This is a genomic window from Sphingomonas sp., assembly GCF_042095875.1.
GTDB lineage: Bacteria > Pseudomonadota > Alphaproteobacteria > Sphingomonadales > Sphingomonadaceae > Sphingomonas.
In genome coordinates this window covers 16051-36054 of sequence record NZ_JBELMJ010000013.1, presented here as the reverse complement: position 1 = coordinate 36054, position 20004 = coordinate 16051, and the positions used below count along the sequence as shown (strand labels likewise).

Below are 20004 nucleotides of genomic sequence, written 5' to 3'. Positions count from 1 at the left end.
TCACGCCGCCTTCGGCATGCGGCCGAGCAGATCGTCGATCCGGTCCGACAGATCACGCAGGGGGTCGAGCGCGCTGGATAGCTGCTCCACTGCTCGTCCGAGCGCGAGATCAATCCCGCCAACATGCTCGTTCAGATGAGTCGCGTGCTCGGTCGAAGCGGCCTTGATCTGTTCCAGCGTCGCCGCCAGCGCGCGATCCACGCCCTCGAACCGCTCGCGATAGTCGCTCCAGGCGCGCGTCGCGCTGGCCGTCGTCTCGCCCAATCGATCGCCGATGGTGGTGATCGCCGCACGGTGCGCTTCGGCGGCCTCAGCCTGCGTGGCGAGTGCTTCGCCAGTTCGTCCGATCGCGGTGTTGATCGTCTCGCTGGCAGTGCGGATCGGCGTTGCTGCGACCTGCAGGTCGTTGGCGGCTCTGGTCAGAGTCGCTGCGACACCCTGCGTATCTTGCCCGACCTGCGTCAGCCGCGATGCGTGGTCGTCCGATGCGCGTGCGGAGCGCTCGAAACTGCCGGCAAGCTCCTCCATTCGTGCCGCCGTCGCATGCAGCGTCGTCGTCAGGCCGCTGCTCGCCGCTTCGAACCGCTGACCGAAGGCGGCGAACGCCTCCGCCATGGCGCGGGCGCTGGCATCCGCCGCGCCGGCGACCGCGGCATCGATCGCCTGCCCCATGCCCGCCGCGGCCCGTGTCGTCCCGTCTTCCAGCGCCGCTGCCGCACGAGCCAGAACTTCGGCGTTGCGCTCCGCTGCCGCCGCAGCGCCTTGACTCAGCCCCGCACCCATTTCGGCCACCTGCCCGCGCAGCTGATCAAACGACGCGCGAATGCCGGCGTTGGCTTCACCGAACCCGGTCATCGCCTCGCGAACGCCGGCACCGCTTTCGGCGGTCGCTTCACGCACGGCCGCGCGCACCGCGTCGACCAGCTCGGTTGTCGCGACCGACGACGCGTGCCGCACCTCGGCGCCCATGGCGCGCATTGCGTCGCGCTGCTCATCGGCGATCGCCTGATAGGCGGCACGTTCGTCGGCGACGTGGGCGGCCGCACGACCTGCAGCCGCTTCCGACTGCTCGACCAGCCGGGAGCCCATTCCCTCAATCCGCTCGTTCAGCGTGGCGAAGACGCGGCTGATGCCCTCGGACGCCACGAGGAAGTCGCGCGCTGCTCCGGCGATCTGGTCGCTTGCCGCCTGGCTGCTCCCTTCCAGCCGATCGTTCACGTGGCGAAGGTTCTCGGTCATGCCCGTCAACGCGCCCGCGAGCGCCTGCATCTCGCCCCCGGCCTGCTCGCTTAGCGCTTTCCCGAACTCGCGACCGATCTCATTAAAGCTGCCGCTCTTGAAGTCGTCGATGCTTCCCTGAATGCCACTCAGCGCGCCGATCATCGGCGCCATTTGCCTTTCCAGATTGTCACCGATCGCGAGCGCCAGATCGTGGCTGAAGGTCTTCAATGCGGTGGTCTGCTCACGCGCCTCGGTCAGCTGCAGCGCGGCTATACGCTGCGGCGGCGAGAATAGCGTGCCGAGATCGAGCAGCTCCGCGATCTTCTCCAGCTTCGCTTGGGTTGCGGCGTGCCAGCGGCGATCGACCACGCGCAAGATGATCGAGGCAACGACCCCCGCGATCGAAGTCCAGAACTTGACCGATGTGATCTCCAGCAGCTTGATGAGCGCGCCAGTCATCGCGCCCGTGCCCTGTCCGCTCTGCAGCGCGATCACCGTCGCAGTCAACGCGGCGACGATGCCAAGGAAGGTAAACGTAAGGCCGACTGCGACGAAGATGTTCGCCCACCACGCCAGGATACGGGTGTCATCCCCAAGGTGGAAGAAGTAGTTCTCCGCGCGGGCTGTCGCGCGCATCGGCGTTTCGCTCTCATCGAGGATGGTCTCGCGGAACTGATTCCATGCCAACCGCATTTCCTCTGCGCGCTGGCCCCCTGATGTCATTGCCTCGTTGATGTCGTGGAAGTGCGCAGCAAACGCGTCCTGCGCTTCGTCGACGCTGTCGGCCGCACGCACCGGAGCCAGGGCAGCCAGACGCGCCGTCAGTTCATGCGTGACCGGTATGTGAAACCGCGAGCGATTGCGGAGGATAATCCCCGCGCAGACCGCCAGGATCGCCGCAGAAATCCACAACGCGGTGTTGGAATTGCCGAATACCCACACGACGATGGCGTTCAGGAAATTGATCTTCTGTCCCGCTCCCATGTAATTTCCCCTTAGCCGCGACTGATCATTGCGGCGTCTCAAACCCAAATCGCGTGCGATGCCACGAGAGCTTCGCGCGGTGTTCATCCACCAGCGTCAGCGAGGGCGGCACCCCCAATGCCACGCGCGCCGCATCGCCGAGCAGGGGCGAGAACAGCGCCGCCCCGTCGTCGTCGAACGTCACCAGTCCCGCATCGAACGCCGCGTCCCAGTGCGCCGCGAGTAAGAGGCCGTTATGCACGTCGAGCCGCTCCGCATCAGTCGTGCATTCTGCCCAGGGCACGATGTGGCTGGCACGCAGCAGCGCGGGCTCGGTGATGCCGGTCAGCGGACAGCGCCCCTCCCAGTAGCGCAGCAGCGCGCGGCGGAAGTGGTCCTGCCCGATCCGCACGCGCGTTATCCGGTCGGTCTCGGTATCGCTTAACCCGGCCACCGCCGCCTCGAACTCGTGCAGCGGCAGCGTCGGCAGCGTGGTGGCGAGCACATAGGCGCGGTGCAGCGCGTCGCGCAGAGCGCGCTGCTCGGCGAAGCCGAACGCCGCGCGCATGCCGTTGGGCACCGGCATGGCGGCGGGCGCGTCCAGCTCGGCCGCGACACCGGGATGACTGACGGTCAGGAACCACGCCGCGCCGCCGTCCGCCACGGCCAGCCCGATCTCGCCCGGCACGTTGATGTCGGACGCGAAGTAGAGCCACCCATCCGCCTGCCCACCCGAACGGCGATAGCCATGGTTCCACGCCGCCTCTGCCAGCTCCGACGCGAACGCGGGCGGCAGCGTGCGCAGCCGGTTGGTGGTGTCGATCACCTGTTCACCGGCTGAACGGCCGCCAATGCCTGTTTGACCCATTTGGCAAAGTGAGCGGCATCAATCTCGCTCTGCAACGACGTAATCTCGTGTGAGGTCCAGAGGTAGCCGCCACTCTTTTCCTCCTGCCAACCCGCCAGACCTGCTGACGCGAGTATGTTACGACCTCTCGAATCCAAGAGCGCGACACCCAGTTGAAGCACAGAGTCCTCATCGAGTGAGACAGACAGCTCAAGCGTTCGCTGATCTCGCTTGAACCCGCGAGTGAAGCACTTCCATTCCCAGACGTTGTCGACCAGCACCGACATGTCGCTACGTTCTGGCGCCCCCGGAGGAAGAGCCTTCCAGCCTGGCACGCCTTGCCATGTGGCCCGCCATAAATCGTTCAGAAATCGTGCGAAGTCGCTCTGCACGCGCCTAGCCGCCGCAACGGCATCGTAGAAACGGCCTAGTTCCTCCCACGACAGGTCGCCGGGCACGGTGCCCCGCCGACCCGCAAGAAGACTATCGACCGCCGCGCGGATGTGCGCGTCGCGGTGATAGTCGATAACGCTTTCGGGGACGATGATCATGACCTGTCCTTCAGTATGCCCGATGCCACACCGTCCGCCGGAAACGTCGATAGTCGGCGCAATCCGCTGTGCCGGGAGCAATGTGCCGCTCAAGCGATCCGAGCAGCCCCGACCAGGACATGGTGGTCCAGTTCTCGCCCTCGTCGCGCAAGATGACCTTATCGACGTGCAGCGGATCCGGTGCGACAATGAGGCGGATGAAGTCCTCGGGCTTGGCACCCAGGTCCGTAATGGTCTGCTCCGCTTTGGGCAGCTGCCCCGTGGTCAGCAGATGCCCGAACTTTGCCTCAACCGCAGCGCCGATTCGCTGCTCGCCGCGGCGTAGCTCCACCAGCAGATCGGTGCGGTTCTCTTCTGCAACACAGCGGGCGAATGTCGCGTCAAAATCATCAATGAACTTTGGGTCTGCCCCTGCGCACGTCGCGGTCGCTTTGACGAACGCGACCGCACGAGCAAGCCGCTGGCGGTGATCGCCCGAGTTCAAGAAGTGCGCGAAGCCGCCCGTGATCTGTGGCTCGTGAAATGTCGCCCAGCGATGCGGCGCGACGTGGAAGCAGTGGTTCGGGTTATCGAGCCCAAACAGCGCAGACAGCGCACCGCGATCCCACGTCGGCGCGGGGATCATCGGCATGCCGCTGCGGATCAGCGGGGCTGGATCGACCCGCGCGAACCAGGCGGTGAGCGCCGCCGCGTCGTAGCGCGGCGCAGCGATGCGGGTCGCCGCGCGCCAGTCTGCCGCGGCGCTCATCGATACCCCTCCACCCGCGGGCGCGCGCCGGCGGCGATCTGCGCGTCGTAGGCGGCGAGGACGAGGCGGCGGGTGCGGTATTCGCCGTAGCGGGCCATCTCGTTCTTCTGGAGGACGCGGAAGGTTTCGGATGGGTAGTCGGCCCCCATCACGTCCTTCGGATCGAGCACGTAGCGCAGCTCGTCGCGGGTTAGGCCATAGGCGAGCGCATACCAGGCATCGAGCTCGGCACGCAGCGTCGCGCGGCGATCCTCGTCCCAGGCGAAAGGCGCGCCGTCATACCCCACATCGCGCGCGAAGGGGGCCATGGCGTGACTGGTATAGGTCAGCTCCAGCACGCGCGGGACGATGAAGGCCAGATCGGCTTCGGTGTAGGCGGTGGGGGGGAGAATGGGGAGTTGCTGAACAGTAAAATACTTAAGCGAAGTGCCCCCCATCTTCTGTCTCACACAATAGTCCACCGTGAGGGAGTTCAAGCACGCCAGTAGCGCAGACAAAAGCGTCTGGCGCTGCCGGGAGAAACAAAGAAGGAACGTGTCACCACATCCTGCGCGAGGGAATGCACCAGCGATCATGGTGCGCTGGTTCGTCGTGTTTGTTACAGCGCGCCACCCAAGAAGCCATCCGGTCTGCCAGTCTGCGCCAGCGAGCGCGGTGTTGACCTCCGAATTGGGTATCCAAAATCGCGGAGAGACTTCTAAACCAGGATCGTCACGCTCCTCTGGTATTAGGCGTGGCAGCGCTCTCGTGTCATCAATCTGGCCAAGTGGATAGTAACCCCAGCGATGGTCGAACTGGTGGATCATCTTGGCTTCGTAGAGCGGGACCATCCTGTCCTCCCCGGCACGGGGAGAAATCCAGGCACTCCCCTCGCGCACCCAGCCGTCGTGGCCGAGCTGCGCGGCGGTGCGGAACAGCGCGCTGTCGCTCGTCATGTTGAACAGGCCTTGGCGGAACTCGATGTCCCACGAGTTGCCCGCTGCCCCCTTCGCCTCGTCAATCAGCACCGGCACGCGGTCGTAGATTGCGGCGGTTAGGCGCGCGTCCTCGCGAGCGCGGAATACTGGTGCGGTCTTAGTATTCGGATTAATTCTCCGAATATCAGAGGCGGACAAATAAAAAACTCTATTAACATCCTCAAGTTCTTCTAGTTTTTCAACCCGAAAGGCATACTTAGCCGCCTCCGCGCTCCCAAGCGTTAGAAGACAAAAGGATTGATTATCCTTTGTTCCAACGAACCAAGCCTTAATCTCTGACATAGAGAAAAGTGAGACTAAGCGCTTTCCATCTGTTAGGGACTGGAAAAATCCAGAAAGAGTTTCGTTGGTTGCTATGCCGAGTGGCACCACGCAACCTGCCTGACCGCTTATGCTAATCGCTTGAGAAAACAGGTCGGCGAAAAGGCCATAGGTGTTGACCTTGCCACGTGCGGTCAGTTCGAAGCGGCCGCTTGAGCGCGCGAACTCATTCAGAGCTTCGAACTGACGCTTGTCGCGCGCGAACTCGGCGTGCAGCTCGGGGCGTTCGACTGCCAATTTAGCGATCGCGCGCTTGCGCGTCACGCCCTTTAGATTCGCAATCTCTGGTGCGCGAGCTTCAAAATACTCCTGCTCGCTTAGCTGAACGACCTCCCACGGCGGGTTGCCCAGCACCACGTCGAACCCGGCTTCCGGCCGCAACAGCACATCGGGAAACTCGATCGGCCAGTGGAAAGCGCGCGCGGTGAAGGCGGCGGCGTTGACCGTGGCGGCGAGCTGTCCCTGCATCGCGCCGGTGCCCAGCGTCATCCCGCCCGACAATATGTCGCGGATGTTGCGCGTGGTGGGCACCAGCGGCTTCGCCTGCGGACTCGGCAACGCTGGCTTGGGCAGCAGGAATGCGGCGACCCAGGCGTCGCACGCCTGGCGCAGCGCCATCCAGTCGGGCGACTGCCGGATGCGCGCATATTCTTCCGCGCGCGCCGCCACCTCGCGCGGCGTGTTCTCGGGCATTGCATGAAAACGACGGAAGGCGCGGCTCAGCTTATCGGACTCGATTGCGAGACGCAGCAGCCCGGCGTCGCGCTCGGCCTTGTTCAGCTTCTTAAGGCCATTGGCGGTGCCCTTGTCGTCGCCGGTCAGCGGCTTGTAGGCGGCGTCGGGCACGCCCTCCTCCAGCGCGTCGAGGCTGAACACGCCGAGCAGCGCGTCGCCGCAGCGGATGTTGGCGTCGAGGAAGCCGAGCGGTTGCCCCGGGGAAACGCTCTCGATCCACAGCGCAACCTTGGCGAGCTCGACCGCCATCGGGTTGCGATCGACCCCGTGGATGCAGCGGCTGACGACATCACGCAGCGCCGCCTGCTCGTCGGGCGCGTCGGGGTTGCGCAGCGCCGCCACCCTGCCGGCCATCCGCCGCGCGGCGCCGAGCAGGAAGTGGCCCGATCCGCACGCGGGGTCTATAACCTTCAGGTTCAGGATCGCGTCCGCGCCGCCGTTCGCCTCAGCATGGTCGAGCACCGGATCGAGCGCACTGTCGAGCAGCGTCTCGACTAGGCTGTCGGGCGTGTAATAGCTGCCGCTGGTCTTGCGTGCGTTGCCTTTCGCGCCCGCATCCAGGCTGAACGTGCCGTCGGGTGCGAGGAAGGGGCGGATTTCCAACAGGCTCTCGTAGACGCTGCCGAGCTCCTCCGTCCGCATGTCGCGCCAGTTGATGCGCGTGCGCGTCGAGTTCACCTCGATGAACCCCAGGCTCCAGATCGCGCGCAGGAAGCGGCGGTTGGGAATACGCGCCGCCGCCATCGTCGGCGTGCCGCTGCGCGCGAACAGCCCACCGAGCGCGGGGAGGCCGAGCAATTGTTGCCCCTGCTCCAACGCGGCGAGCGTCACCTTCATCCCCTCCCACGCATCGTGATGCGCGTCATAGGAAGCACGGCGCGCGGATCGCTCGCGCCAGAAGGCGAAGGAATAGCCCGCGTCGTAGAGCGCGCGCGCGGACTGCCCGGTGTTCCGCGGGTGTAGCAGGTCGCGCTCCTCTGCCACCGCAAGGAAAATCAGGCGATAGACGGTGCGCAGCAGCTCCTCGAACAGCCGCATCGTGGCGGCGGGATCGGTTGCGAGCTGATCGCGGATCGCCGGGTTCGCGTCGATCAGCCCCTGGCCGAGCTCCTGCAACGCCGTCTCGACGCCCTCGCGCAGCCGCTCGCGCGCGGCGGTGCCCTGTTTCAGCCCCGCCTCGCGCGCCTGCTCCAGCGCGGCATTGGACGGCGGCGCGCCCGCGGGCCCGAACCGCGTAGCGTGGGTGAGCAGCCACCAGGCGGTGAAGTCCGCGAACATTTCGTCGCGGAACATCGCGCCCAAGTCCGCCTCGATCCACGCCGCGCGCGTCAGGCTGGCATTGTCGCGCATCAGCCGCACCCGGTCGCCTGCGAAGACAAGGCCCCAAAAGAAGCCGGGGTTTGCGTTAAGCCAGTCCTGCAGCAACACGACGGGGCTACGCCGTGCCCTCCCCTCTGCACCATCACCGAACTCGGGCAGCGCGCGGGTGAAGCCGGTGAAGCGTGTGCCCTCCCACGACGGCGGTGCGACGACGATCGGAACGCGCCCGTCCTTCGCCTCTAGCGCTAGGCGGTAGCGCCGCGTGCCCTCGTGATGCTCGGCCGGCCCGGTCAGGTCGTCGAACCCGAATGCCTTGGCGAGCAGCTCGCGCACGAACGCCGCGGTCTGCGTCGTCGTCGGCGCGTCGATCCGCGCGTAATCACGCCACATGCCCTGCCCGATGCGGAAGTAGCGCGAGATCTCGTCGGCGAGCGTCAGCCCCTTGGGCACTTCGTAGCTCGCCGCCAGCTTCGCGTCGCGCAGCGCGGCGGCGATCGCGGCCACCTGCTCGGGCGCGATCAGCCCACCCTCAATCGCAACTGCCTCCAGCCCCAGCTCGGCCGCTTTGCGGAACGCGCGCGCCATCAGTTCGCCTCGGGCACGAGCACGTAGAGCCCGATCACGTCGGCGGGTAGCACCGGCGTCACCTCCGTGGTCGCGCCCTCGCCGCGGGTGGCGGATTTCACCCGATCGTGATCCTCGCGCAGCACACCCGCGCGCGCCTGGGCATAAGCGGCGATCGCGCGCTGGTAGCCGTCGACGCGCCCGCGCGCGCCCTCCACCTGCCGCGCGATGACCGCGGGGTCGAGGTTACCCGACGCGTCCGCCTCCAGCAGCGTCAGCGCGTCGGTGCCGCTCGCCACCTCGCCGTCCGCATCGAACGCCAGCGCAGTCGCCTCCTCCGCCAGCAACGTGCGCCGCCCGCTTGTCACCAGCGTGAAGCGCAGCCGCAGCAGCAGCACCGTCGTCAGCTTGGAGACGCCGCGCGTGCGCCACGCTCCCGCGCGGCCGAGCGGCACGTCGCCGTCCACACCGCCCGGATCGAGCGCGCCCTCCGCCATCATCTCCGCCAACATCGCCACCAGCGGGTGGACCCGCCCGACATGCGCCACGTCGGGTGGCGGCAGGTCGGCGAAGCTGATCGCGCGCGTGCCGGTCAGCCCGCGCGGCTCCAGCCGCTCGCGCAAACGCTGCGGCAGAACACCGTAGTTGACGCGCCAGTGCTGTCCCTCGGGCGCGATGCCGCCCTGCGTGATCCGGCTCAGCGCGCGCCGTGTGAACCGCTCCACCTCGTCCGCCCCGCCGTTCAGCGCGCGCATCCGCCGCCACTCGGGCAACACCTCGTCGGGTCTGAGCGCGTTCTGCGCGAAAATCGCGCGGCTCTTTTTCATGTTCTCCTCGGCATCGCGCCATGCTGTTTCGGCTGCGGGGGCCGCGCCGCCGAAATCGAACGCGCCCTGCGCGCGCGGGCTGTTCGACCGGAGCAGCATCGCCTGCATCAGCGCGGCCGTGACGCTCGCACTATCCTCCGGCACCGGCACGGTGACACCGGTTGCCTCGCGAATGCGCTTCGCCTTTTCGGTGATGACGTCGATCACCGCGCCGTCGATCATCGAGTTCTCGCCGAACATCATTACCGACCAGACCTTCTCGGATTGCTGGCCGAAGCGATCGACCCGCCCCTCGCGCTGCTGGTGGCGCGTCGGGTTCCAGTTGAGGTCGTAGTGGATCACCGCGTCGAACAGCATCTGCAGGTTGATGCCCTCGGACAGGCAGTCGGTGGCAACCAAGATGCGCTGCGGGCTGTCCGCCATCGCCTCCACCCGCGCGCGCCGTTCTTCCGGGGTGAGGCGGCCGGTGACGACCTGCACATCATGCTTCCTGAACTCGGACTGCAGCGCCGCCCCGACCGCCTCCGCAGTCGAGATGAAGCGACAGAACACCACCGGCCGCGCGCGTTTGCCGATCAGCGCCTTCACCTCGCGGATCAGCCCGCGCAGCTTGGGGTCGTCCGCCGGCTGCGCGGCGAGCGCGTCGGCCGCGGCGACCAGCGCCTCCAGCGCGGTGCGTTCCTCGACATCGAGTGCGGTAGCCGGCTCGACGTCGGTGTCGCTGAAAATGCCCTCGTCCTCGTCACTCAGGATCGGCTCGAGCGCCGCCTCCTGCGCCACGCCGCCCAGCCGATTGCGCAGCGCGCTCGCCGCCGCGGCGGGCGAGGAGCCCACGCAGCGCATCAGCGCCAGCGTGCCCCAGAACGCCAGCCGCCGCGCGCGCTCGCCGTCCGCGCGCGTGGCAACGCCGACGCAATAGTCAAGCACGTCTTCCTGAAACGCCTGGTGCGCGCCGGTGAGCTGGAACGGCAGCTCCTTCGTCTGCGCCCTGGCGAACGCCCGCGCCTCGCCCCAACCATCCTGAATGTCGGGCCGGCGTCGCTGGACGAAGTGGCGCGCCAGCCGCCGCCGCCACGGCTCGCCGCTGTCCGGCACGGCGAGAGAGGGATCGAGCAACCCTAGCAGCCGCTGATACGCCTTCTGGTCGCCGCTGTGCGGGGTCGCGGTCAGCAGCAGCAGGTTTCGCGCGGGATCGTCCGCCAGCTCGCGCAGGAGGGCGTAGCGTTGCTGCGTGCCACCCTCGCCGCCGCCGACACAGCTGTGCGCCTCGTCGACAATCACGAACGACGGGCATGCGCGCGCGAACTCGGCGCGGCGCCCCTCGGCCTTGATGTAATCCAGGCTGACGACGGTGGCGGGGTAAGCGGTGAAGATGCTCTCCGACAGCGCCAGCCCGCGCTCCAGCGATCGCGCGCGCGCCGAGGTGACCGCAACCGCGTCGATGTCGAACTTGGTGGCCAGTTCCTCCACCCACTGCTCGACCAGATGCGGCGGGCACAGCACGGTGAAGCGATCGACCTCGCCGCGATCCACCATCTCGCGCAAAATCATCCCTGCCTCGATCGTCTTGCCGATGCCCACGTCATCCGCGATCAGCAGGCGCTTCACGTCCTGACGCAGCGCCATGAGCAGCGGCACCAACTGATAGGCGCGCGGCTCAACCCCCAGGTGCGCGGCACTGCGAAACGGGCCGGCGCCGCGGCGCAGCGACAGGCGCAGGCCGTCAGCGAGCAGGCGCGCGGCATCCTGCGTGTCGCGCTGCTCCGCGGTCGGCAGCGTGAACGAAGCGCTCGTCATCGGCACTGCCTCCAGCGCCGGGGCGAAGGTGATCGCGTCCTCCTCCGATCCTGACAGCGGACGCACGCGCACCAGCCCCTCGCCCGGCTTGCCGAGCACGATCCACTCGCGCCCGCGCGCGGTGACCAGATCGCCGGTCTGAAGCTGGGCAGGTGTCATGCGGTAACTCCGAGCGCGTCGGCGAGCGGTTGCGGGATCGTTGGCGGCGGCGCTGCCGGCAACACGATCAGGTCACGCCCCATGTCGCGGCAGCGCGCCACCAGCGACGGCGGCGGTGGCGCGGTCATGGCCATCACCATCATGTCAGGCCAGCACAGCGGGTAAGTCGCACTGTCGATCGTCTCCGCCGATGGCGCGGGCACCTTCCATGTCGCGAGGGCGCTCAGCCAAGGGTCATCGCCTCCCGACACCGCCATACCGGCACCGCAGCGGGTCATGCTATCGAGTACCGCGCGAACGCCGTCGTCACGGCGGTCGATCAGCAGATGATCGGGCTGATTGTAGTAGGACAGCAGACAGCGATAGCAGCCCGCCACGCACGGCTCGGCATCCGGGTCATTGACCAGTGCGCCGTCCTCGCGATGCAGGTGCATCAGCTCGAGCGCCACCTCGGCCAGCCGTTGCCAGCACCCCGCATCTTCCATCAACCGCTTGAGCACCCCGGCGCCGCCTTCAGACGCCTCGTAGAGCAGCAGCGCGCGTCGATCGTCGCGTGTGGGCAGCGGCTCGCCCAGCAGCTCGCCCGCTTCCAGCACATGCTCCGCCTCGATCGCGCGGACGAGCGCGTGCTGCAACGTCGCCATTTGCTCGTCGGAGAGGCCCAGGTCGTCGGCGAAACGCACCAGCAGCGCGTTCTTGGTATCCTCCACCATCGGCACGATGCGCTGGCTGCGCAATCCCTTGACCGGATCGGCGCCCTCATCGTCGCCCTGAACCTCGTTCTTGACCCAGCGACCCGTCACCGTATCAATGTCGAACCCGAACACCTCCTTCTGTTTGCGCCGCCGCAGTCCGAGGTTGACGCGCGATAGTCGCGTCTGCGGGCCGTAACGTGCCTCCAGCAACGGCATGCCGTCAGCGGTGAGCGATAGGCGCTGTTCCCTCTCGCCTTTCTCGCGCCAGCGAAACACGGTGCGGATCTCGAAACCGCGCCGCTGCCGGTCCTCGTCGTTGGCGGTGATCCGCGCGCCGGGCCGCGCATCGACATTCTCGACACGAAACAGCTCGGCGATCCGCCCCTCGCTGCTGAGCGGATCGCCGCACACCGCGCACAACTCCTGCGTCGCTTCCTCGTGCGCCGCGCCGCACGACTGGCAGCAGATGAAGGTTTGCGTTGCCAGCCGCTGCTGCTCGTCGAGCGACCCCGACGGCAGCTTGGCGCGATGGCAGCGATACGCCTTGCCCTCGTGGTAGACGAGCGCGTTGGGCCCGAACTCCGCGATGGCGAGAAAGCGTGGCCGCTGGAGCACCGCCGATGTTTTCTCCTGATCGATGAAAGCGTAGAGCGGCAGCCGCGGGAAGTTATAGCCCGGCAGGAAGCCTTCGGTCGCCAGATAGCGGTAGGTGTAGAAGTCCGACCCCGAGGAACTGGTCCCGGTCTCCAGCAATTGCACCTGCCGGTCGGCCGCGAGATAGCGGCTGCGTGCCTCGGCGCGATCTTTGGCCGACAGGCCCGTGCGCTGCGCGATCGCGTTCGCTGCCTGGCGCTCGGTCACGGCGGACCGGTAGAGCGTGCGCCAGCGTTCGAACGCGCCGTCAAAGGCGCTTTCGGCCCCGAACCATCGCGCCTCCACGAACGCGGCTACGTCGGCCAGCTCTTCCGGCGGATCGGCGGGCAGCGCCGACTGAACGACCGCAATCGCCCGCGCACGTGCCGCCACATCGGCGGTTGCAGCCGCCAGTGCGGGCTGCAACCGCTCAGCGACCGGGTGCTCGTCCGTATCCATCTGCAGGTTGTCGGGGATCGCGGTGCCAATCGGCTCGGCGACACTCGCCAGCCATTCCGCCTGCACATGGCTCGCGAGCAGATCCGCGTTCACCAGATCAATTGCCGGCGCCTTCACGATGCCCGCGACTAGGTCAGTCCTGCGCTGGAAGTAGTATTGATCGTGCGGGCTCTGCGCGGCGCAGTAGGTGACGACCAGCGCCGCCTGTCCGCTCCGTCCGGCGCGGCCCGCACGTTGCGCGTAATTGGCCGGCGTCGGCGGGGCATTGCGCAGGAAGACGAGATTGAGCTGCGAGATGTCGACACCCAGCTCCATCGTCGGCGAACAGAACATCAGCGGCAGGAAGTCGGTGCGCTCGCCGCGCGCGATCATGTCGCCACGCTGCTCCTCAATCCGCTTCTTATCGGTCTCCTGATAGCGGAAGCGATCCTCGCGCCATTGCCGCGTTTTCACCTCCACCTGCGCGGTATGCTCGCGGCCCTCGAACGCAAACGGAAGCCGCCCGCTCTCGCCAAGTCGCTCGGCGACACCGGCGTAAAGCTCGGCAAAGAAGCGGTTGTTCTGGCCCTTCTCCGCCTTCCCGTCGCCCGCGTGCAGACGGATCGCGACCGGTGCCAGCCGCCAGCCGCCTTCGCCGAAACTGCGCACTAGATCGTGCGTCGCGGCCGCTTCCAGCATCGCCTGGATCAGCGGCTCGCGCTCCCTCGCTGGCACACCGCCGAGCAGCTTGCTGAGCGAACGGCCGAGGCCGCTCTGCGCCGATGCCTTGATCGTGCCGGGGTCGATCCTGCCGTCGGGCTTGCCGATCACGAGCTGGCCTTGCCGCGCGAGGTCGCGCTCCTCCTCTTCGCGCGCGATCGACCACGGCGCCTTGACGTGCTCGCGCGAGCGCTGCGCCACCTGCTCCAAGGCGGTGCGATCGAGCGCGTCGACCTGGATCGCCAGCCCCTGCCGCATCGTGTCGAACAGGCAGCGGAACAGCTCGGCGCGCTTCTCCGGCGTTGCCGCGGCAAGGTGCGGGTCACGCCGGGACTCCGCCTCGTCAGCGGCGAGCATCGGCACGCCGGGATAGTGCACGTCGATTAGCGCCAATTGGTCGAGGTTCGGGTTAGTGAAGCGCCAGCCGCGTCGCAGGTCGTTCCACAGCCTATGCGCGAGCACCTGATTGATCGCGCGTTTCGCTTCGTCCAGTGCGGCAAACCCCTTCGGCTCGGGGTTCGCCATCCACTCCTCGCGCCGGGTCACGTTCTCGGGATCGAACCCTAGCGCGCGGCGCAGCGCATCGCCGAATTGCTCGTGCGACAACCCCTCCGCGCCTGCCTGCCGCACCGCGCGCAGCATGGCGGCGCGCAGCAGCGTGACGAACACGAAATCGTTGAAGTGGCCGGATTGCAGCGCCGCGTCCTGGCGATTGTCGGTGAACCCCAGCAGCTTGCGCCGATAGCGATCCTCCGGGCTGTTCGCCTGCTCCATCCAGTCGAGCGCCGCGGTAGTAATCAGCGTGGTCGCCGAACTGCGCCCCTCGGCCGACAGGCTCGCCAGCTTGTTGATGTCGCGCGCCTGCCCCGCCGGCTGATAGCCGCAGTGGGGACAGAAGCGGAAACGACCCGCGAAGAACCACGCGGTGACGCCGTCTTGCGCACGCTGCCCACCGATGCCGAGCACCATCCGCTCGCCCTCATGCTTGCCGCGATGCGAGGATTTCAGGCGACGGCCATTCTTACCCTCTTCGATCCAGTCGTCGGGATAACTGTCGACATCGCCGGCGAAGGCGAGGTCGCCCGCGGCATCGGGCACCAGAAAGCCGTGCCGCGTGCCGTCATGGTCGGCCTCGTCCTTCGCGGTCTGGTCAATCGACCGCGCGAGCACCTGCCCCGATCGCTCGAGCGAGACGCTGTGCACCTCTTGCCCGCACTGGCGGCAGAAGAACAACGGGTAGAGCCGCGCATCCGGCTTCTCGCGATCGAACTGCTCGGCGGCGAGCTGCACCCGGCGCACGCCCGCGGACTCCAGCGTAGCATGCGCGTGGCCGGCACCGGCAAGGAAGCGGTGCAGCTTGAAGGCCATGAACGCGCTGTCGCCGCCTGCGGCATCACTCATGGCGATCAGCCGCTGGCGCAGCGCATCGCTACACACCCCCGCGTCGAGCCCCGTTGCCGCGGCGAGCTTCCCCGCTGCATCGCTGATCGTGACCGGCCGCGCTCGCTTCAGCGTCTCGCCCGCATCCAGCCCGATATTGAGTTCGATCCACGCCGCGAGCGGATCAGTCTTCCAGTCACCATACGTAGTGGGATCCTTCACCGCCGCCTTCAGCGCGGCGAGGAACGACGCACCGTCGGCGGCGCCCTCCGTCGCGCGGGCGAGCGTTTCGGTGATCACGTCATCGGGCGACACGTCGCTGCCGAACAGGATCGTGCCGACCCGCGCCACCGTCTCGCGCCCTCCATCGGCCTCGCCCGAGGACATGGTCGCCGAGGTGCCGATGCACAGCATCTGCGCCGACCCCATTCGCGCGCGCACGCGCCGCACCAGCATCGCGACATCGGCGCCCTGCCGTCCGCGGTAGGTATGCAGTTCGTCGAGCACGAGGAATTCGAGTCCGTCCGTGTTGGCGATCACCTGCCGGTCGAGCGGGTCCTGCCGGGTCATCAGCAGCTCGAGCATCATGAAGTTCGTCAGGATGATATCGGGCGGGCTGTCCGCGACGCGGCGGCGTTCGGCGTCGCCCTCCTGACCGGTGTAGCGCGCGAACGTGGGCTTGAGATGATCGGGGAGCCCGCTCCCGCCGATGAACTTCTCCAGCTCCTCCAGCTGCGAATTGGCGAGCGCGTTCATTGGATAGATGATGATTGCGCGCGTCCGCCGCGCCTCGCCCGCACGCCGCGCGGCGAGCACCCGATCAATGATCGGCACGAAGAAGCACAACGACTTGCCCGAGCCGGTTCCGGTCGTGACGATGTAGTTCTTCGCCTGCTTGGCCTTGTGGAACGCCTGCTCCTGGTGGCGGTGCAAGGTGATCGGCGCGCGCGGCGCGCCGAGCGAGAACACGTCGGCGAGCGCCGGATCGCCCCCGAGTGACGCGACCGAACCACCCGAGCGATAGCGCGGATTGAGGCCGATCAGCGGCTCGGGCCAGAACACGTCGCTGTCGTAGATCGCGTCGATCTGTTCCTTCAGATCGGTGCTGCGAATCTCGGTGAACGACCGCGCAAAACTTTTGTAGCGGCCGATCAGCTCGGCATCGAGGTCGAAGACGTTCATAACCATTTCCAAGCAGGCACGGGCGAAGAGCCGCATTCCTTTCCTAGCACGACAAGTCCGGTCGCACCGCTCTCAGCCCAGCCTCTAGTCGCTCGTGCATTACCACCCGCAGTGCTTCCGGCGCCTCAATCGCGACCTCGCCGCCCCAAGTAAACAGATGCTCCGCGATCTCGCGCAGCCCGCCGGAACGGAAGCGGACAAGCAGCTCGTCGCCGTCCACTTCTACTACCTGCGCGGGGTGAAAGCGCCACTCCTTCGCGCGCGCCACTGCCCCCGACGTCACGCGCAGCACGATTTCGTGGTCGTCCTCACGCCAGATGCCGAAGCTTTGCGAAACCCACGCGTCCACGTCCCAGTCGTCGGGCGGGCAGCCCGGCAAATTGCTCGCACGCACGTTCGTCATCCGGTCGAGCCGGAACGGCACTGCAGGCTTGTCGTGCGCCGGCATCTTGCCGACCACGTAGGTGACGGGGCCGTGGATAAGACCGTAAACCGCGATGCGCCGCCACGCGGGCTCGCTCGCACCCTCGCCGAGATAATCGAACTCGAGGCACTGACCGGTTAGGATCGCCTGCTGCACGTGCGCCAGCGCGGCCGGGTCCGCCTCCACCATCGGCCCCGCCGGCACGCGGGTGCGCTGGAGCCGAGCGAGCGCGTCGAGATCAGGGTCAAGCCGGCGCTTCTCGCGGTCGTCCAGTGCACCCTTCACCTTGTGAAGCAGGCTCTCCAACACGGCGGCACGCGGTGCCTTCTCCAGCGTGCGCGCGTCCACCTCCGCCTGCAGCGCGGCGACCTCGGTGGCGCTGGGACGGGTGTAGACCCGGCGCAGCGAGCCGGTGATGCGGAAGCGCTTGTGGCGATCATCCTGCCGCTCGTCGAGGTCGAAGTTAATCGCGATCACGTCGCGCATCCGCTCCGCGGTGCGACGATTGACGCCCAACTCGCGCGCCATCTCGTCGAGCGTCAGCCCTTCACCGCTGTCGGCGAGCAGGTGGACGAGCGCGAGCATCCGGCTCATCTTCGCCATGCGATCTGTCACGCTCGCACTTCCCCCGAAGCATGCCACGATCGCACCCCTACGACCACGGCTGCCGCAGCATGGCGGCTCGACTTACTGGCGTAAAGGCTGATAATTATTACCAATTCGGCCTGGTCGCGATCGCGCGTCAGAAGTCGTCCCGGCTGACCGGCACCGGCTGTGACACCGGGGTGACAGGCTCGGGAGCGATGCTGGTCGTGGAGCCGCTATCGCTTCGGAATTGCGCGAGCCAGGACGTGCGATCCTGCGTGACTCGCGTATCGCATTGCAGCCGTGCAGTTTCGCGCTCCGTCGGGTCGACCGATGCGCTTGCCGCCTCCACGCCGCAGTCGGCATCCTTCTTGCGGATCCACGCACGTTGCGCCGGCAGCAGCCGCGCGCGTGTTCCGTCGTCAATCGCCTTCCACGAAGCCGCGATCGTCTGCGCCGCGAGCTGGTTGTCCGCGCGCGCCGCTTCGACCCCGGCCTTCTTCTGTTCGTCCGCTGCCGCATTCTCGGCTGCGGCCTGCTGCGCCACCGCCTGATCCTGCTCACGCCTGGTTCCTTCAATCGCGGAGCGCAGCAGGCTGGAGGCAACGACCTGCGCCGCGAAGCCATACATGGCGTTGCTGCCCTCGGCTTCGGCAAACACCTTGGATCGGTCGTCGGTCGGCTGAACGTTGAATTCGATGCTGGTGGTGAAGCTGTCCGCCGCCCGCTCCACGTCGAGATCGGACGCGAGGTCAGACACGTCGTTCTCCCCGGCTGCTGCCCGCGCCTTGTCGGCGTCGGTCAGTGCATCGGAAGGAAAGCGCACGCGCAACGTCGCGGTGCAAAACTTCTTGGTCGAGTTGGGATCGGATTTGGACGTGCGAATATCGTCCAACGCAATCACCAGCTCTGCCAACGCGGCGCGGATCTTGGAGGAACCCACCGTCCGCACGCCGTCATCACCGCGCACCTGATTGCTGACCGCCTGCTCGATCTGCGAGCGGACGAGGTCGATCACGGTTGCCTGCGAGATTTCGGACGAACAGCCCGCGTCGTTCAGATAATTGCAGCCCGACAGTGCCGATAATATGGCAAAGCCGGCCGCGCGACCGGAGTGGCGAAGGATCATGGCAGGTCCACCTTATCGAAACGCCGCGCGTTGGCGGCGGGGTCGTCTTCCTCAATGATGCGCGCGATGGCGCCGGGCGCGACCGCAGCGGCAGTTCCATAGGGCACGGCGGTGGCGCTCGCAGGCGTGGAGGCCGAGACGCGGTAAAGCGCCGGCGCGCCGGTGACGCTGGCAACCTGCACCATCGCGCCCAGTGGAACCAAGGCGCCGCCATGGTTCAACACCAGGGCGCGCCCGTCGACGGCGACGACGCGCAAGGGATCGAGGCGAAACGCGATCTGTCGCACGATCGCCTGCGCCAGCGCGTCGGTAAGGCGGCCGTAATCGGCAGTCCACGGCGTCGCGCTGCCGCAGTCCCCTGCGCCAACGCCCCTGCCGGCCACGATGTCGCGCCCGATCGAGACCGAGCTGGTAACGCTGGCACCCCACACGACAGCCTGCGATGCGGCGTCCCGCATCCGGAGGTCGGCGGCGGCGGCAAGCCGCGTGCCACCGACGCAATAGCCGGCTGCACTAGCGACGCTGGCGGTCGCGCCCTGCGGTTGAACCCTGACCGACATGACAAAGGCGGGCGCAGTCACGTCGCGTCCGTTGCGCGTGGTGGATAGCGGAATGCCAGCAGACAGCAGCAGCGACATGATTCGATCGCGCAGATCGGGCATCGCCTCGGCATCGACGCCTGCGACCTTTACCACCGGGGCCGCGCTTGCCGGAGGGACGGCGAATGCCATCACACCGGCGATCATCAGACGCGCGATCACTTGCGCTTGCCTAACGTGCGAACGTCATCCTTGCTGGCGACGCGCACCAGCGTGCCAACGGGAATTGCTGCCGCGAAGGCGCTGGCGGGCATCGCGCGCGCCGTGCGCGGCGTTACGCTCACTACCTTGATGAGACCGAGCGGCACCGATGCGCTGTCGAGCACCTCTCCGGTCGTCGGATCTCGGATTTCCGCGCCCTTGGCGAACAGCACCATTGTTTGCCCTGCGGTCACCGACCCTTCGCCATAGTTCAGGACAACAGCGCCATCGGGCATCACCGCCGCGACCTGGATCGGCCAAATGGAGGTGACGAGCCCGGTAGCGATCTTCTGCGCGGCCGAGCGGAGCAGAGCCGTCGCGTCGATCTGCGCCTGCCCGCCACAGGCCGAATTGTTCTGCGTCTCGTCAAGCCGGTTGACGTAGCGGATCTCACCGGTGTCCGCGTCCGTGATCTTTACGTCGAGCCCGAGCGTCACCGAGCGTTCGTTGCAGCCGGCGTTCTTGTTGCCAAGCAGACCGTGGATCAGATTGCCCGCTGCATCCGCGCCCGATTTTGACGACAGCGCCGTGATTGAACCGTAGACGAGGTAGTCGACCCCCTCGAACCCGCCGGCCTTGCCGGGGCGATTGGTGGTCACCATGCCGCCGGCAGCGCGGGTCTGCTCGCTGACGAGCTTGCCCATCCGCTCTCGCTCCATGAGTCGAAAGCGGCCGGTGCTCGCCACCGCGCTCTCGATCATTGCGGTGAGATTGGCGGACTGACCACTGTTCGTTAGATCATCGATGCGGACCACGGCCACCACCGGCTTCGCGGTCTGCGCGGTGGCGATGCCGCACCCTAGAACGCTCGCCGCCAGTGCCGCGATCACCCGCGAAAAACCATGCTTCATTGGATCTTCCCCCCTCGATGCCGCTGATCGCATCAGAAAACGACAGAAGCGGACGCCCCCGACCCAACTATCGTTGCTTCAATGGTTGCCGCACATCGGCGAAGCTGCACATCCGGGAAATTCCCGGTAGCAACGCT

General features: G+C 67.0%; 12 protein-coding genes. 1 reads left to right on the top strand and 11 read right to left on the bottom strand.

Going from position 1 to position 20004, the window contains the following annotated elements:
- The 5 genes from ACFDS6_RS06720 to ACFDS6_RS06700 are packed head-to-tail and all read right to left on the bottom strand — an operon-like array spanning position 1 to position 7791.
- The gene (locus ACFDS6_RS06720; RefSeq protein ID WP_375271354.1) at positions 1 to 2205 is read right to left on the bottom strand and encodes a hypothetical protein; all 2205 of its coding nucleotides are present in this window, start codon (positions 2203 to 2205) and stop codon (positions 1 to 3) included.
- Between the two features lie 25 nt (positions 2206 to 2230).
- Positions 2231 to 3010, bottom strand: a complete 780-nt coding sequence (locus ACFDS6_RS06715) for an HNH endonuclease (protein ID WP_375271353.1) — start codon at positions 3008 to 3010, stop codon at positions 2231 to 2233.
- Positions 3007 to 3582 (bottom strand): hypothetical protein, encoded by a 576-nt coding sequence (locus tag ACFDS6_RS06710; protein WP_375271352.1) that lies wholly within the window; start codon positions 3580 to 3582, stop codon positions 3007 to 3009. Before ACFDS6_RS06710 ends, ACFDS6_RS06715 begins: the two co-directional genes overlap by 4 nt.
- Positions 3583 to 3592: 10 nt before the next feature.
- On the bottom strand, positions 3593 to 4330 hold the full coding sequence (locus tag ACFDS6_RS06705; protein WP_375271351.1) for a hypothetical protein: 738 nt from the start codon (positions 4328 to 4330) through the stop codon (positions 3593 to 3595).
- Positions 4327 to 7791: an Eco57I restriction-modification methylase domain-containing protein gene (locus tag ACFDS6_RS06700; RefSeq protein ID WP_375271350.1), complete on the bottom strand. Its 3465-nt coding sequence runs from the start codon at positions 7789 to 7791 to the stop codon at positions 4327 to 4329. Before ACFDS6_RS06700 ends, ACFDS6_RS06705 begins: the two co-directional genes overlap by 4 nt.
- 165 nt (positions 7792 to 7956) lie before the next feature.
- Here ACFDS6_RS06700 and ACFDS6_RS06695 point away from each other — a divergent pair, with 165 nt between their 5' ends.
- Positions 7957 to 8295: a hypothetical protein gene (locus ACFDS6_RS06695; RefSeq protein WP_375271349.1), complete on the top strand. Its 339-nt coding sequence runs from the start codon at positions 7957 to 7959 to the stop codon at positions 8293 to 8295.
- On the opposite strand, the gene ACFDS6_RS06690 is transcribed toward ACFDS6_RS06695, so the two are convergent.
- The 6 genes from ACFDS6_RS06690 to ACFDS6_RS06665 form a co-directional block, all read right to left on the bottom strand.
- Positions 8268 to 11030 (bottom strand): DEAD/DEAH box helicase, encoded by a 2763-nt coding sequence (locus ACFDS6_RS06690; RefSeq protein WP_375271348.1) that lies wholly within the window; start codon positions 11028 to 11030, stop codon positions 8268 to 8270. The two genes, ACFDS6_RS06695 and ACFDS6_RS06690, sit on opposite strands and share 28 nt — an antisense overlap.
- A complete protein-coding gene (locus ACFDS6_RS06685) occupies positions 11027 to 16078 on the bottom strand; it encodes a DEAD/DEAH box helicase (RefSeq protein WP_375271347.1) in 5052 nt (1683 codons plus the stop codon). Before ACFDS6_RS06685 ends, ACFDS6_RS06690 begins: the two co-directional genes overlap by 4 nt.
- A gap of 43 nt (positions 16079 to 16121) precedes the next feature.
- Entirely contained in the window at positions 16122 to 17117 is a 996-nt protein-coding gene (locus ACFDS6_RS06680; protein WP_375271346.1) for a helix-turn-helix transcriptional regulator, read from the bottom strand.
- Between the two features lie 127 nt (positions 17118 to 17244).
- Positions 17245 to 18216, bottom strand: a complete 972-nt coding sequence (locus ACFDS6_RS06675) for a lysozyme inhibitor LprI family protein (RefSeq protein ID WP_375271345.1) — start codon at positions 18214 to 18216, stop codon at positions 17245 to 17247.
- Positions 18213 to 18977: a hypothetical protein gene (locus ACFDS6_RS06670; RefSeq protein ID WP_375271344.1), complete on the bottom strand. Its 765-nt coding sequence runs from the start codon at positions 18975 to 18977 to the stop codon at positions 18213 to 18215. Before ACFDS6_RS06670 ends, ACFDS6_RS06675 begins: the two co-directional genes overlap by 4 nt.
- On the bottom strand, positions 18974 to 19867 hold the full coding sequence (locus ACFDS6_RS06665; RefSeq protein ID WP_375271343.1) for a CsgG/HfaB family protein: 894 nt from the start codon (positions 19865 to 19867) through the stop codon (positions 18974 to 18976). The genes ACFDS6_RS06670 and ACFDS6_RS06665 overlap by 4 nt, the downstream gene beginning before the upstream one ends.
- Positions 19868 to 20004: the final 137 nt, after the last annotated feature.